The 15448-nt window shown below is 30.0% G+C and carries 16 protein-coding genes; 6 read left to right on the top strand and 10 right to left on the bottom strand.

Annotated features, from left to right (window positions below; translation table 11 throughout):
- Window positions 1-3: 3 nt before the first annotated feature.
- The gene (locus I6E17_RS04390) at window positions 4-987 is read left to right on the top strand and encodes a D-cysteine desulfhydrase family protein (protein ID WP_235235817.1); all 984 of its coding nucleotides are present in this window, start codon (window positions 4-6) and stop codon (window positions 985-987) included.
- 109 nt (window positions 988-1096) lie between these two features.
- Here I6E17_RS04390 and I6E17_RS04385 read toward each other — a convergent pair whose 3' ends face one another.
- Genes I6E17_RS04385 through hpt form a run of 10 tightly spaced genes read right to left on the bottom strand, consistent with a single transcriptional unit; the run spans window position 1097 to window position 10696 of the window.
- Window positions 1097-2005, bottom strand: a complete 909-nt coding sequence (locus I6E17_RS04385; RefSeq protein ID WP_235235848.1) for a DMT family transporter — start codon at window positions 2003-2005, stop codon at window positions 1097-1099.
- A 41-nt stretch (window positions 2006-2046) separates the two neighbouring features.
- Complete coding sequence (locus I6E17_RS04380; RefSeq protein ID WP_235235815.1) at window positions 2047-6378, bottom strand: PolC-type DNA polymerase III; 4332 nt, start codon at window positions 6376-6378, stop codon at window positions 2047-2049.
- 37 nt (window positions 6379-6415) lie between these two features.
- Window positions 6416-6979 (bottom strand): RNA methyltransferase, encoded by a 564-nt coding sequence (locus I6E17_RS04375; RefSeq protein WP_176829614.1) that lies wholly within the window; start codon window positions 6977-6979, stop codon window positions 6416-6418.
- 5 nt (window positions 6980-6984) lie between these two features.
- A complete protein-coding gene (locus tag I6E17_RS04370) occupies window positions 6985-7506 on the bottom strand; it encodes a gamma carbonic anhydrase family protein (protein WP_176829613.1) in 522 nt (173 codons plus the stop codon).
- On the bottom strand, window positions 7506-8234 hold the full coding sequence (gene trmD / locus I6E17_RS04365; protein WP_176829612.1) for a tRNA (guanosine(37)-N1)-methyltransferase TrmD: 729 nt from the start codon (window positions 8232-8234) through the stop codon (window positions 7506-7508). Before trmD ends, I6E17_RS04370 begins: the two co-directional genes overlap by 1 nt.
- Window positions 8235-8287: 53 nt before the next feature.
- Window positions 8288-8827, bottom strand: a complete 540-nt coding sequence (gene rimM / locus I6E17_RS04360; RefSeq protein WP_176829611.1) for a ribosome maturation factor RimM — start codon at window positions 8825-8827, stop codon at window positions 8288-8290.
- A 13-nt stretch (window positions 8828-8840) separates the two neighbouring features.
- Window positions 8841-9080 carry a KH domain-containing protein gene (locus tag I6E17_RS04355; RefSeq protein ID WP_176829610.1) on the bottom strand — a complete coding sequence of 80 codons (240 nt, stop codon included), beginning with the start codon at window positions 9078-9080 and terminating at the stop codon, window positions 8841-8843.
- A gap of 22 nt (window positions 9081-9102) precedes the next feature.
- On the bottom strand, window positions 9103-9342 hold the full coding sequence (locus tag I6E17_RS04350) for a DUF4911 domain-containing protein (protein ID WP_176829609.1): 240 nt from the start codon (window positions 9340-9342) through the stop codon (window positions 9103-9105).
- A gap of 19 nt (window positions 9343-9361) precedes the next feature.
- Complete coding sequence (gene rsmA / locus I6E17_RS04345) at window positions 9362-10156, bottom strand: 16S rRNA (adenine(1518)-N(6)/adenine(1519)-N(6))-dimethyltransferase RsmA (RefSeq protein WP_176829608.1); 795 nt, start codon at window positions 10154-10156, stop codon at window positions 9362-9364.
- Window positions 10157-10171: 15 nt separating this feature from the next.
- Window positions 10172-10696, bottom strand: a complete 525-nt coding sequence (gene hpt / locus I6E17_RS04340) for a hypoxanthine phosphoribosyltransferase (protein WP_176829607.1) — start codon at window positions 10694-10696, stop codon at window positions 10172-10174.
- 180 nt (window positions 10697-10876) lie between these two features.
- On the opposite strand from hpt, the gene I6E17_RS04335 reads away from it, so the two are divergent.
- Genes I6E17_RS04335 through I6E17_RS04315 form a run of 5 tightly spaced genes read left to right on the top strand, consistent with a single transcriptional unit; the run spans window position 10877 to window position 15438 of the window.
- Window positions 10877-11581, top strand: a complete 705-nt coding sequence (locus I6E17_RS04335) for a PASTA domain-containing protein (protein ID WP_235235813.1) — start codon at window positions 10877-10879, stop codon at window positions 11579-11581.
- Between the two features lie 21 nt (window positions 11582-11602).
- Entirely contained in the window at window positions 11603-12496 is an 894-nt protein-coding gene (gene rsgA / locus I6E17_RS04330) for a ribosome small subunit-dependent GTPase A (RefSeq protein ID WP_268825935.1), read from the top strand.
- Window positions 12483-13124 (top strand): ribulose-phosphate 3-epimerase, encoded by a 642-nt coding sequence (gene rpe / locus I6E17_RS04325; RefSeq protein WP_176829604.1) that lies wholly within the window; start codon window positions 12483-12485, stop codon window positions 13122-13124. Before rsgA ends, rpe begins: the two co-directional genes overlap by 14 nt.
- A 4-nt stretch (window positions 13125-13128) precedes the next feature.
- Entirely contained in the window at window positions 13129-13806 is a 678-nt protein-coding gene (locus I6E17_RS04320) for a MarR family transcriptional regulator (protein WP_176829603.1), read from the top strand.
- Window positions 13807-15438, top strand: a complete 1632-nt coding sequence (locus I6E17_RS04315) for an Rqc2 family fibronectin-binding protein (protein WP_235235811.1) — start codon at window positions 13807-13809, stop codon at window positions 15436-15438. It abuts the gene before it with no gap.
- Window positions 15439-15448: the final 10 nt, after the last annotated feature.

Below are 15448 nucleotides of genomic sequence, written 5' to 3'. Positions count from 1 at the left end.
AAAATGATATCAAAAAAATTAAAACTTGGAAATTTTCCAACAAAAATTGAAAGACTAGAAAAACTTTCTACTATGCTTAAAGAAAATATTTATATAAAAAGAGATGATCAAACAGGAAGTGAAGTTTCAGGAAACAAAATAAGAAAGCTTGAATTTTCAATAAATGAAGCTATAAATAATGACTGTGACACTCTTATTACATGTGGAGGAATCCAATCAAATCATGCAAGGGCTACTGCTGCTGCTGGAATAAAGCTTGGACTTAAATCTGTTCTTGTTTTAAGATCTGATGAAACACCTGAAATGGAAGGAAACTACCTTATTGATAAAATAATGGGAGCAGATATAAGAATTATTTCCAGTGAAGACTACAGAGAAAGAAGACAGGAAATAATGGAAAATATCCTTAAAGAACTTGAAGAAAAAGGCAGAAAAGGTTATATAATCCCTGAAGGAGCTTCAAATGGAATAGGAACTTTTGGATATATAAATTGTTTTAAAGAAATTCTTGATCAGGAAAAAAAACTTGGAATAACTTTTGATACAATAGTTACTGCAGTAGGATCAGGAGGAACTTTTGCTGGACTTTATCTTGGAAATAAACTTACAGAAAGTAATAAAAAAATTGTAGGAATAAATGTATGTGACAGTGCAGAATATTTTAAAGATAAAGTGTGCTCTATTCTTGAAGAAGTAAAAACTTATATTCCTGATAGAAAATTTGAAATTACAAAAGATGATATGCACATAATAGATGGATATGTAGGAGATGGATATGCTCTAAGCAGACCAGAAGAACTTGAATTTATTTGTGATTTTGCTGAAGCAGAGGGAATAATACTTGATCCTGTATATACTGGAAAAACTATGAGAGGACTTTATACTGAACTTAAAAAAGGAACTTTTAAAGACTCTAAAAATATTTTATTTATTCATACTGGAGGAATCTTCGGACTTTTCTCTAAAAGAAATCAATTTGGATTTTAAATAACTTATAAAATTTTATAAATTTTTATAATAAAACAAGGATTGTTGCATTTTCTAATCTATAAAAATAAAATTTTAGAATATTGAAAATGCAACAATCCTTAATTTTTTATTTTTGATTTTTACTTATCTTTAATATTGCAAAAATAAGAGCAGCAGCTCCTGCAAACTGCACTGGTGTAAGAAGATGTCCATTAAAAATATAATCAAAAACAACTGAAGATATAGGAAAAGAAAGTTCACATATTGTTGCAACACTTGCATCAATATATCTAAGTCCTCTGTAATAAAGAAGAATAGCCCCACTTCCACTTGTTATTCCTATAACTGCAAATATCAGCCATTCAAAAGGTGTCACACTAAATATAAGGTTAAGCTGACTTTCTGAAAGAACAATAAATAAAGTTATTACAGTTGTGAAAAAATATCTTGTATAAAGTGCTGTAACAAAACTTGAATGACTTAATATTCTCTTTCCAAAAACAGTAGCACTTCCAAATGAAAATGCTGCAAGAAGAGCATATAAAACAGCTTTCCATATGTTGCTTGAACTTACCTCTACCATTCTTGGCAGAGTAAATTCAAAAGTCATTATATATCCTCCAATAAGTGCAAATATAACCCAGCTTAAAAAATTCTTTCCAAGTTTTTCTTTTAAAATAATCCTTGCTAAAATAAGAGCAAATATAGGTTGTGCTTTTTGAAGAAGAGTAACCACTGTAAGATGCTGAAAGTTTACAAGGAACAAAGATTTTACTATTGAAAGAGTTCCTATACATCCTCCAAAAAGTGCCACAAGAAAATAAAACATTATATCTTTTTTAGGAAGAGCTGATATATTTTTCATTTCCCTCTTTCCTATGAAAATACTCATTACTAAAAAAGGAAGGCAATGTACCATAAACACCACAAAAGGAACTTTTAAATGGAACAGCCTAGGAGTAAGAACTATTGAATCAAATCCCCATAAAGAAGCTGCAAAACACACAAGGATTGTTCCTACATATTTTTTATCCATTTTTTTTAAAGTAAACATCATTTTTCTCCTGCTTTTAAAATTTAGAAAAGTGTAATCTGGTTAGTATCATTTAGCCCTTTTATAGCATCTAAACTTTTTAATTTTTCAATTATTGTTGAAGACATTTTTGTTCTTCTTTTTAAATCTTCATAAGAAAGGAATTTTCCCTCTTCTCTTTCTTTAAGAAGATTTTCAATTACAGCCCCTCCAAGACCTGCAATTCCTAAAAGAGGAACTCTTATTTTTCCATCTTCAATTGTAAATCTGAAACCTTCAGACTTATAAAGGTCTATACCTAAAAACTCATATCCTCTTGCATGCATTTCTGTTATTATTTCACAAAGTGCAAGCTGAGTTTTCTTTTTAACATCCAGTTTAACTTCTTTCTTTAATTCATTCATTTTTTCTTTAAGAGATTTTTCATTTCCCATAATTTCAAAATCAAAATCTTCTATTTTTCTTGTAAGGTATGCTGCATAAAAGGCAAGAGGATAGTGTACTTTAAAATAAGCTATTCTCATTGCCATCATAACATAAGCAACAGCATGTCCTTTAGGGAACATATATTTTATTCTTTTACATGATTCTATATACCATTCTTTTATGTGGTGCTCTTTCATAAGATTTGAATATTCTTCCCATTGTTCAGGTTCTTTAGAAGGTCTTCCTTTTCTTACAAATTCCATTATTTTAAATGCTTTTCCCTTATCAAGCCCCTGAGCTATAAGATAGTTCATTATGTCATCACGAACTGTTATTATATCAGAAAGTGTTGCTTCTCCACTTCTTACAAATTCCTGAGCATTATTAAGCCATACATCTGTTCCATGAGAAAGCCCTGAAATTCTTACAAGTTCAGCAAATGTTTTAGGAAGAGTATCCACTAGCATCTGTCTTACAAAAGAAGTTCCAAATTCAGGAACACCAAATGTTCCTACAGTTGAATCTATTTGTTCAGGAGTTATTCCAAGAGCCTCTGTTCCTGAGAAAATTTTTAAAGTTTCTGGATCAGCAATAGGAATATCATAAACATTTACTCCTGTGTATTCCTGTAACATTTTTATTGTTGTAGGATCATCATGCCCAAGTACATCAAGTTTTACAAGCTGTTCATCCATTACATGATAATCAAAATGTGTTGTGATAGACTCATTTGTCATATCGTTGGCAGGATGCTGTATAGGACAGAAATCAAATACAGATTTTTCACCAGGAACAATAACCATTCCTCCTGGATGCTGTCCTGTGGTTTTCTTTGCCCCTTCACATTTAGCTGCTTTTCTTATAATTTCAGCTTTACTAACATGAAGATTATTATCTTCATAAAATTTCTTTACATAACCAATAGCATTTTTTTCTGCTAGAGTTGATATTGTTCCAGCTTTAAATACATTTGATTTTCCAAAAAGTTCTTCACAATATCTGTGAATTTCTGATTGATACTCTCCTGAAAAGTTAAGGTCAATATCAGGAACTTTATCTCCATTAAATCCCATAAATACTTCAAAAGGTATAGAATGTCCATCTCTTCTTAAAGGCCTTCCACATTTTGGACATATTTTTTCAGGAAGGTCTACTCCTGCTCCTGGTTTATCTGTAAATTCTGAATATTTACATTCTGGATTATCACAGATATAGTGAGGATATAAAGCATTAACTTCTGTTATCCCCATCATATAAGCTACTAGTGATGAACCTACTGATCCTCTTGAACCTACAAGATATCCATTATCTAAAGATTTTTTTACAAGTTTTTGTGCAGAAAGATATAAAACTGAGAAACCATTTCCTATAATAGCATTTAATTCTCTTTCAAGTCTTGCACTTACAACTTCAGGAAGAGGATTTCCATATATTCTGTATGCCTTTTCATAGGTCATACTTCTTACTGTTTCTTCTGCATTATCAAGATGAGGTGGGAAAAATCCACTAGGTATTGGCTGAATTTTTTCTGTCATATCTGAAATTTTATTAGTATTTTCAACAACTATTTCTTCAGCCTCTTTTTCACCAAGATAACTGAACTCTTCAAGCATTTCATCTGTAGTTCTAAAATAAAAACCATTATCTGTCATATATTGGCTTGCTTTAAATACATTCCCACTTCCATAAAGAAGAATACTTCTTATATCCTTTTCTTCTTTATCAAGATAATGGACATTTGAACTTGCTGTAACAAGAATATTATGTTCATGACATATATCATAAAAATATCTGTTCATTTTTTCAACTGCTTTATAAGAAGAAAGTCTGTTAGTTCCATCCTCATCAATAAATTCATTATAAGCTTCTTTAGGAAGAAGCTCTACATAATCATAGAAATCAATAGCTTTTTCTACATCTTTAAAATTATAATCAAGATAATCTAATACAAGTTCACTTGTATTCATAAAATGCACTGTATTTGAAGCACCTATTATAAGTCCCTCTCTCAGTCTTTTTAAATCACTTCTTGTTACTCTTGGTTTTTTATTTCCAAAATTATCTTTATGAGCTATTGATACAAGCTGATACATATTTTTTAGCCCTGTAAGATTTTTTACAAGAACCATTACATTTGATGTATCTTGTTTTTGAATATTTAGAGGAAAACCTCCATTTATATCCTTTATATTTTTTATTCCTTTTTCAAGATATTTTTCAAGGAAAATTATAAACATTCCTGCTGTTGCCTGAGAGTCATCAACTGCTCTATGGTGATTTTCAAGAGCAACACCAAGTTTTTTTGTAAGACTTCCAAGTCCATATCCTTTTAAGTCAGGCATTACATCTCTTGCCATTTGTAGAGTGTCTATAACAGAAGGATCATAATCTATTCCCATTATTCTTTTGCATTCTCTTCTTATAAAACTCATGTCAAATCTTGCATTATGAGCAACCATTGTAGCATCTCCTACAAACTCTAAAAATTTAGGAAGCACCTCTTCAATAGTTGGCATATTTGCAACCATAGAATTTGTTATACTTGTAATCTCCTGTATTTTTTCAGGAATTGGCATTCCAGGGTTTATGAGCTGAGAAAAACTATCTACAATTCTTGTTCCCTGAACTTTTATAGCCCCTATTTCAATTATAGGATGTTCATGTGAGTTAAGTCCAAAAGTTTCAAGGTCAAATACTATAAAAGTTTCATCTTCAATTAATTTATCTTTAGGATTTTTTACCATTGGTTTTTCATCATCAACCATATACATCTCACATCCTAAAATAACTTTGAAGTTTTCGTCTTTCTTAGTTTCTTTATATGCAAAAGGGAAGGTATGAACAACTGAATAATCTGTTATTGCCATACTTGTATGTCCATAAGATTTAGCTCTTTTTATAAGATCTTTTATATCTGTAACCCCTACCATTTCACTCATCTTACTATGAGTATGAAGTTCTGCCATTTTTACAGGAGCTTTATCTTCTTTTGTTTGTTTTGAATATTCAAGTTTATTTATACTGCTTAACATAAGAATTTCTTCATTATCATCAAACTTATCTATCTGTTTTCTTCCATTTACTTTTATATAATCTCCAACTTTTACATCTATGTCTTCCCCTTTAGAAAACATTTTAGTTGTAACTGAATTAGAGTTATCTGTAATTCTTATTGTGTAAAGAATATTTCCTGTTTTTAATTCCCTTTTATCAACATTAAAAACTTCTCCTTCTAATACACAAACATCATTTTCATAGATTTCTCCAAATTCATCAAGAGGAATAGAAGTTCCTTTTATATCTTTTGTTTTTCTGCTTGAAACAGCTGTGTATCTCTGTCCTTGAGACATATTATCACTGCTTTGTTTCTGAGAAACTGAATTTTTAAGATTTTCTTCATCCATTTTTTTAGTAAGTGTTATCATAACTTCATCAAGCTTACTGTTTGCAGCTTCCAGCTCTTTTGAAAAATCTCCAGGAACAAAATGTACCTGAAAATCTTTTATTCCATATTCAGATAAAAGAGATTCTAATTTTATATTTATTTTTGACTCGTAAAGAGTTTCTATAGCTAGTTCATTCTTAAGTTCAATAATAATTTTTCTCTCTTCTATTTTTATTCTGTATAGATAAAGAAATGACCTTGATACTGCATTTTTCTTTTTAAGTTCACTGATTACTTTCTCTGTAATCTGCATAAGGTCATTTCTTGTTATTTCATTATTTTCATATTCTATTTCAAATTCTATGCTCAAACTGTCTCCAAACTTTTTATGGAGGTCATTACAGACTAAATCAGTTTCGCATATATAACAAGGTCCTCCAAGAGTGCAGAAAATTTTAAGCTTTTTTACTCTCTCATCAAACATTATTTCTTTAACTTTTATATTTTCAGCACCTGCATTTTTAAAAAAATCAGATCTTGTTTTTATAGTAACTCTCTTTCCCATTCTATATATCCTCCAAAATTAAGAAACAGAGCTGGGATTAATTTTCTCCCAAAACTCTGTCTAAGATAATAGCAACAGCGGCTCTTACAGAAAGGTGATTATATTTTGTATTCCCTCTTATAGGCTCTAAAATATAATCAGACATATCCATAACTTCCTGAATTAATCCCCAACCTGTACCAAAAAGGAAAAGATAAGGTTTGTCATCTGAAAATACTTTTTCAGAAAGCCCTTTGTAGCTTATTGAATTAGGAAATGTGTGGGCAGATGTTGTTATTATTACAGGCTTCTGTCCTTCTCTTGCCTCTATATCTGCAATACATTGTTCTATTGAATCTTTTACTCTTGTTATTGTAAATGCAGATTCTCTGTCTTTATTGTATTCTCCTCCAGTTCCATCTTGCCAATATCCTATGATTCTTTCTGTTAATTGTTTTTGAGCCTCTACAGGAACAATAAGATTATATTCTTTTACATCATATGTTTTACAGCTTCTTGATATATCATGAATATCAAAGTTTGTAACAGAAGTGCATACAACTTCTTTTCTTTTATTATAAACAGGGTAGTGTACAAGCCCTAAATATATTTTATCTCTCATCTGAATTATTTCACCCTTTCTAATTTATTTGCATAAACATCTATTTCATCAACATAAAGATCAGCAGCATCTTTTAAATATTCCTGCTGTTCCTTTGGAAGTTTTTTTACACTTTTTGCTGGACTTCCTATAATAAGAGTTCCCTCTTCAGCTTTTAATGAAGGAGTTACAAGAGAATGAGCTCCTACAAGAGAATTTGGTGGAATTACAGCACCATTAAGAATAGTAGATCCCATTCCTATTACACAGTTATCCCCTATTGTGCATCCATGTATAATGCAGTTATGACCAATCGTAACATTTTTTCCTATCACTACATCATGCCCTTTATCTCCATGAATTGTGACATTATCCTGAATACTTGTTTTTTCTCCCACATATATACTGCATACATCTGCTCTCATTACAGCAGAAAACCATATAGATACATCTCTTTCTGTTGTAACTTTTCCTATAAGAGCAGCTGTATCTGCAATAAAATTATTTTCTCCTATAACAGGTTCAAAACCATTTAGTCTGTATATCATTATTTATCCCCCTCTGCTAATTCTTCAAGAATTTCTTTCATAAACTTTGCTTCCTCTTTAGAAAACTTTCTGTTTTTTAAAAGGTCGGGACGCCTTAAATATGTCCTTTTAAGACTCTCTTTCATTCTCCAGTCTTTTATTTTTTTATGATTTCCTGAAATTAAAACATCAGGAACTTTAAGCCCCATATACTCTGCTGGTCTTGTATACTGAGGATAATCCAGAAGTCCATTGAAAAATGAATCATTTTCATAAGATGCTTTTGTAATAACACCTGGAATAAGCCTGGCTACTGCATCAATCATTACCATAGAAGGTAATTCTCCTCCTGTAAGCACAAAATCTCCTATTGAGACTTCCATATCCACTTTATTTTCAACAACTCTTTCGTCTATTCCTTCATAATGTCCAGCTATTATAGTTATTTCTTCCTCATCTTTCAGCTTAAGAGCAAGTTCCTGATTAAATGTAACTCCTTGAGGAGAAGTATAAATAACTTTTCCTCCACATTTTTCCAAGGCTCTGAAAAGAGGTTCAGGTTTCATTACCATTCCTCCCTCTCCTCCAAAAGGAGTGTCATCAGCCTGCTGATGTTTGTCAAAACAAAAATCTCTTATATTTATAATATTTATCTCTATAAGATTATTTTTTACTGCTCTTCCTATTATACTTTGTGACTTAAAGGCTGTAAAAAGTTCAGGAAATAAAGTTAAAATATTTATTTTCAAAATTTTTTCTCCTTTAGCAGAACTTAAATAAATTATATTTAAACTAATATAGTTTAATCAAGCTCATCATTTTCTGAAACACTTCCCTTAACTTCTCTCATTCCTTCAAGAATTTCTACATAAATTTCTTTTTTCTCAAAATCTATATCTTTTACAAAGTTCTCAATATTTGGAATAAGAGTTTCTGTGTTTTCATCTTCAACTACAATTATATCATGTGCTGCTGTATCAAAAACATCAACAACTTTTCCGATACTTTCATTTTCTGCTGTTATAACAGTCATTCCTAAAAGGTCTTCAAGAAGGTATTCATCTTCAGACATACCTAGAATATCTCTATTTATTTTTATAAAACTTCCTGCAAGAAGATTTCCTTCTGTCTTATTTGTGATTTCTTCAAACTCTATTACAACCTTATCTCCAACAAGATTTGAAAGTTTTTTTACACTTAAGATTCTTTTTTGCCCATCAGGTTTTTCTGCCATAACTCTCTCACCAACTATAATTTCAGGAGTGCTTAAACTTATATTAGCTTTTACAGCTCCTTTAAGATGGTGAGTTCCTGTTATTTTTCCAATAGTAACCAGATCCATTAAATCACCAGACCTAGTCTAAAAATTCTACATTGACATTTAATTTATCTTTTACTCCTGCAGCTTGCATAACTCCTCTTATTGCATTTGCAGTAAGTCCATTTTTACCTATAACTCTTCCCATTTCTCCTTCAGCAACATTTACTTTAAAGATAATAGTATCATCTATAAGTTCATAAGTAATTCTTACTTCATCTTGTTTTTCAACAAGTCCTTTTAAAATATAACTTAACAGATTTTCTAATTTTTCCATTCTGTACAAATCCTCCTAAATCTTAAAGGACTCCTTTCCAAAGTCCTTCTTCAAGTATTTCAGCTTTCACATAATTTTTTCCTAAATCTAAAATTATATCTCTTGCTAGATCTTTATAATCTGTTGTGCTTATAATTGTGATAAGTCCTCTCTGAGCATCATTTGTTCTTACAACTCCCACTTCTTCATAAGCTTCTATTATTTTATTTATAAAGTCTATATCTTCTTTTCTGCTTTGTATTTTAAATTCGTAGCTTTGCATTAATCCTCCTGAAGCAGTTTTAATTTTTTTCAAAACATTCTGCCAGTTTTATAAATTGCTCTATTGTTAAATTTTCAGCTCTTTCATTTGGAGAAATATTCAAAAGTTCAAGTTTTTCTTTTACAACATCTTTTGAAATTCCAAGTGTTGAAAGATTATTTACAATATTTTTTCTTTTATTTGAAAAAGCAGCTTTTACATATTTAAAGAATATATCTTCAGGAATAAGCTTTTCGTATCTTCTGTCATTGTAAAACTTGATTGAGATAAAACCTGAATCAATTTTAGGCACAGGATTAAAGAACTCTTTAGGAATAGTAAAAAGATATTCACCTGTTCCATAATATTCAACAGCAAGAGTAAGAACACTTCTTTCTTTTCCTGAAGAAGCACAGACTCTTTCTCCCACTTCTTTCTGCACCATAAGATATGCTTCGTCTATTTTGTCTCTGTTTTCAATAAGTTTATTTATAATAGGAGATGTTATATAGTAAGGTATATTGGCAACTACTCTTGTATGAGGAGCAATAACTTTATCAAGTTCTACTTTCAGAATATCTTCCATTATAAGATTGAATTTTTCATTTCCTGCAAATTTTTTTCTTAAAATTTTTTCAAGATCTGTATCTATTTCAACACATGTAACTTTTTTTGCTTTTTCAAGAAGGAGCTCTGTTAAAGCTCCTTCTCCTGGTCCTATTTCAAGAATTTCTTCATGAGGCTCTATTTTAGAAACCTCCATAATTTTTTCCAGCACAGCGTTCTGATCAGTTAAAAAATTCTGACCGTATTTCTTTTTATGCTTAAACGACATCATAAACTCCGTTTCTTATTTTTTTACAAATTTTCCAACAAAAGGAATGTTTCTGTATTTCTCATCAAGGTCTAATCCATATCCAACAACAAATTCATCAGGAATTTCAAATCCTACATATTCCCCTTTAACTTCCACTAATCTTCTGCTTGGTTTATCTAAAAGTGTACATACTTTTACTGAATTTGGATTTTTCTTACTTAAGAAATCTTTTACATTTACTATTGTAAGACCTGTATCAATAATATCCTCAACTATAAGAACATCTTTTCCTGTAAGATCTAAATCAACATCTTTAAGGATTTTTACAACTCCTGTTGAGTTAGTTCCACTTCCATAACTTGATACTTTCATGAAATCAATTCTTAAATCAAGATTTATTGATTTTATAAGATCAGACATAAACATTACAGAACCTTTTAAAAGCCCCACACATACCAAATTTTTACCAGCATAATCTTTTTCTATCATTGCTGCTAGTTCACTGATACGCTCTTCAACTTTCTCCCTAGAAATTAAAACCTCAACAATACCTTCCATTTTTTCCTCCTAAAACATTCTATCTTAAATAATTTTTGATTATAAAAATCTGTGGAATAATACATTTTATTTTATCATTTAACACAAGTTTTAGCAAGTAATTATTGATATTTTGAGGTTCATATGTTATCATTTTAGTAAACGAATTAAATTCTTTCAGAAATAAATTTAGGAGGATAAATGAAGAAATTTTTCATAATTTTTTCTTACATCTTATCATTCTGCCTTATTATGTTTTTTGGAATAAATATATTTTTAAATAACTATTTTAATAATTATTTTTATAAAACTCCAAACCTTATCGGGCTGACTGTTGAAGAAACAGAAAAAATGATACCAAAAGGAACTGTAGTTGTAGCAGTAGCAGGTAAAGATTATTCAAATCTGCCTGAAGGTCAAATCTTCATGCAAGAACCTGTTGAAAATAAAGTTGTAAAAAGAGGAAGAACTGTAAAAGTTTGGGTAAGTGCTGGAGAAAATTATTTTGAAGTTCCTGACTTTTATGGACAACAGCTTTTTGAAGTCCGTTCTCTTTTAGAAGAAAAAGGAATTAAAATAAAAGAAATTTCAAGAACAAATTCAGATCTTGCATACAACTGTGTCATTGCTACTACTCCAAGAGCTGGAAGCATTGTAGATATGAATGAAGGAATATCTATTCTTGTAAGTAGCAGAGCATCTTCAAAAACAGTAAGAGTTCCAGATGTTGTAGGATATACTCTTAATGAAGCTACTGCCCTTATTAAATCTCAGTCTCTTTTTGTAGGAGAAATTACAAAAATGGAAGTTCCTGGACTTGAAAGTGGAATAGTTGTTGATACTAGTATCAGTGCAGGAAGCAGAGTTTCTGCAGGTTCAAATATAAATCTTGTGATAAGTAAATAATATAAGGAGATGAAAAAATCGTTGATTAAAGGAAGAGTAATAAATAAAATTCAGGGATTCTATTATGTTGATGACGGTACAGAACAACATGAATGCAGGCTAAGAGGAGTTTTAAAAAGAAAAGACAAAAAAGATAACTGTGTTGTAGGAGACTATGTTGAAATTTCTGAAGATAATTTTATTATGAATGTCTTTGAAAGAAAAAATATAATCAACAGACCTCTTGTTGCAAATATTGATTATCTTGTTATTCAGTTTGCTGCAAAAGATCCTGAAATTGAGCTGGATAGGTTAAACAATCTTATTCTTAACAGCATTTATCACAAAATCTCTCCTATTGTTGTTATAAATAAAACAGATCTTTTATCTGAAGACGAGAAAGAAGAACTTACTGAAAAACTTTCTTATCTAAAAAATATAGATATACCTTTATTTTTAGTTTCAACACTAAAAAATGAAAATATTCATAAAGTAAAAGAAATTATAAAAGGAAAGACTACTGCTTTCGGAGGACCGAGTGGTGTAGGAAAATCAAGTATTTTAAATATTATACAAAATAAAAAAGAACTTGCTGTTGGAGAAACAAGCAAAAGATTAAAAGCTGGAAAACACACAACAAGAGACAGTAATCTTATAGCACTTTCAGAAGGAGGGTATGTTATTGATACCCCAGGATTTTCTTCTTTGGAACTTCCTCCCATTGAAAATGCTGAAGAACTTGTATCTCTTTTCAAAGAATTTACTTTTGAAGAGGGATATTGTAAATTTCTTGACTGCTGCCACATAAATGAACCAGGCTGCGTCATAAAAGAAAAAGTAATGCAAGGAAAAATATCAAAAATAAGATATGATTTTTATAAAAAAGTATATGAGAAATTAAAAAACGAGAGGTGGAACAGATATGAAAAATATTAAAATTGCCCCTTCTATACTATCAGCTGATTTCAGCAAACTTGGGGAAGAGGTTAAAGCAATAGATAAGGCTGGTGCAGATTGGGTGCATATTGATGTAATGGATGGAATCTTTGTACCAAACATAACTTTTGGACCAGCTGTAATGAAATCAATAAGAGACAAAACTGACCTTGTTTTTGATGTTCATCTTATGATAACACAGCCTGAAAGATATATTGAGGACTTTGTAAAAGCTGGAGCTGACATGATTACTATTCATGTGGAATCTACACTTCATCCTCATAGAGTTATACAACAAATAAAATCTTATGGTGTAAAAGCTGGAATAGTTCTAAATCCAGGAACTCCAGCAGAATCTGTTAAATATCTTATAAATGATGTTGACATGGTTCTTGTTATGAGTGTTAATCCAGGATTTGGAGGGCAATCATTTATTGAAAGTGCTGTTGAAAAAATAAAAGAATTAAGAGCAATGAATCCAAATGTTGACATTGAAGTTGACGGAGGAATTACTGATGAAACAATCGGAAAATGTATAAAAGCAGGAGCAAATATCTTTGTTGCAGGTTCTTATGTTTTCAAAGGAAATTATGCAGAAAGAATAGCCAACCTGAAAAAGGAGGGATAGTTAAATGTCATCTTACGGAAGAAAAGTAAATACTGTATTTGAAAATTTCTATAAACTATTTTACGAATCAGAAGATTTAGCTCTAAAAAGAGGAATTAAATGTCTTACTCATACAGAACTTCATATTATTGAAGCTATCGGAAAAGATTCAGTTACAATGAACGAACTTTCTGACAGACTTGCAATAACAATGGGAACAGCAACTGTTGCAATAACAAAATTAGGAGAAAAAGGATTTGTTGTAAGAGCTCGTTCAAGTACAGACAGAAGAAAAGTTCATGTTTCTCTTTCAAAAAAAGGTCTTGAAGCTCTTAACTATCACAATAATTATCACAAAATGATAGTTTCAAATATAACTGAAAATATAGATAAAGATGATCTTGAACATTTCTTGAAAATTTTTGAAAAAATTCTTGAAAACTTAAAGGGACAGTATGAATTTTTAAAGCCTCTTCCTGTAACAGAATTTAATGTCAAAGAAAAAGTTTCAATAGTTGAAATTAAAGGAACACCTATAGTACTTGACTATTTCAGAGAACATGGAATTGAACATTACACTGTTCTTGAAATAGCTGAAACAAAAGAAGCAGATAAAATAGCTCTAAAAAAAGCTGACGGAACTATTTTAGAGATAAATATTTTAGATGCTAAAAACTTAATAGGAATCAAGGCGGAAGATTAATTGCTTTATCTTGACGGGATATCTATCTCTAAAATAAAAGATGAACTTATAAACTGCCTTCAAAGCAAAAGAGTTGGAAAGATTTTTCAAAATTCAACTCTTTCTTTGTCTATACACTTTGGCAGAACTTCATTATTTTTCTCTTGTAATCCGTCTCTTCCAATATGTTATATAAACGAAGATAAAGAGGAAAATTTTATGGAAGAAAACTCAAACTTTCTTCTGCTTTTAAGAAAATATCTTTTAAATGCTTCTCTTTCAAATATAGAGCAGCTTGGTTTTGACAGAATTTTAAAATTCCATTTTTCAAAACTTAATGAACTTGGAGAAATAAAAAACTATTTTCTTTATTTTGAAATTATGGGTAAACATTCAAATATTATTTTTACAGACGAAGAAAATAAAATAATTTCTCTTCTTAAAAAGTTTTCCTTAGAAGAAAATTCTCTTCGTATTCTTTTTCCTGGAGCAGAATATGTTCAGCCTGTTGTGGAAAAAAAGATAAGCCCACTTGAAATAGAAAGCACTATCTTTGAAGATTATCTTGAAAATAGTAATGTTTTTCATAAAGTGGAAGGACTTGGAAAAAGAACACTTGAATTTATTCATTCTTATGATGATTTAAAGAAAATACTAAATGATAAAATAGCTCCTAAAATCTATTTTAAAGAAGATGTTCCTGTTTTTGCTTCTGTTTTAAATATAGAACCTAAAGCATGGGACAGTGTAAAAGAATATAAAAATTTCAGTGAAATGGTAAATACATATATTAAAATGTGCTCCCTTTCAAATTCTTATAATCTTTTAAAAACAAGACTTATTTCTTCTGTACAAAAAGAAGTTAAAAAAACAGAAAAGATTATTTTAAATATTGAAAAAGATATTGTTCTTATGTCTGATCACGAAAAATATAAAAATATAGGAGATATTTTAGCATCTGTTTTATATTCTATTAAAAGAGGGGATAACTCTGTAAAAGCTTATGATTTCTATGAAAACAAAGAAATTATAATTCCCCTTGATCCACTTTTAAATCCTCAGGGAAACCTTAATAAGGTATATAAAAAGGCTTCAAAAATGAAAAGAGGTCTTGAAATAAGCAGAGAGCGTCTGATATCTTTTAATCAAAAAATTATTTATTTGGAAAGTGTCCTTTCTTTCATAGAAAAGTCTTCAGACCTTAAAGGGCTTAAAAATATTGAAGATGAACTTATTGGTGAAAAAATAATTAAGCCTAAAGAAAAAACTCCAAAAAATAAAAGCAAAAATAAAGAAAGTGAAAATTATGGAACTGCAGTTATAGGTGAAAAAACTGTATACTTTGGAAGAAATAACAAAGAAAATGATTTCCTTACTTTTAAATTTGCAAGAAAAGACGACATTTGGTTTCATGTTAAAGATATACCAGGATCACATTTTATTGTAAAAAAAGAAGATTTTAGTGAAGATGATAGTTTTGTTAAAAAAGTTGCCCTTTATGCTGCTTTTTATTCAAAAGCATCAAAGGGAGATAAAGTTACTGTTGAATACACTGAAAAGAAAAATCTTAATAAACCAAAAGGAGCACCTTTAGGTTTTGTTACATATAACACAGCAAAAACTGTTACTGTTATAGTTCCTAAAAGTTTATAATTGTAAAAAA

Origin of the sequence: Fusobacterium perfoetens (genome assembly GCF_021531595.1) — a bacterium.
Taxonomy (GTDB): Bacteria; Fusobacteriota; Fusobacteriia; order Fusobacteriales; family Fusobacteriaceae; genus Fusobacterium_B.
The sequence above is the reverse complement of the archived record's forward strand: the minus strand, read 5'-3'. Positions and strand labels throughout refer to the sequence as shown.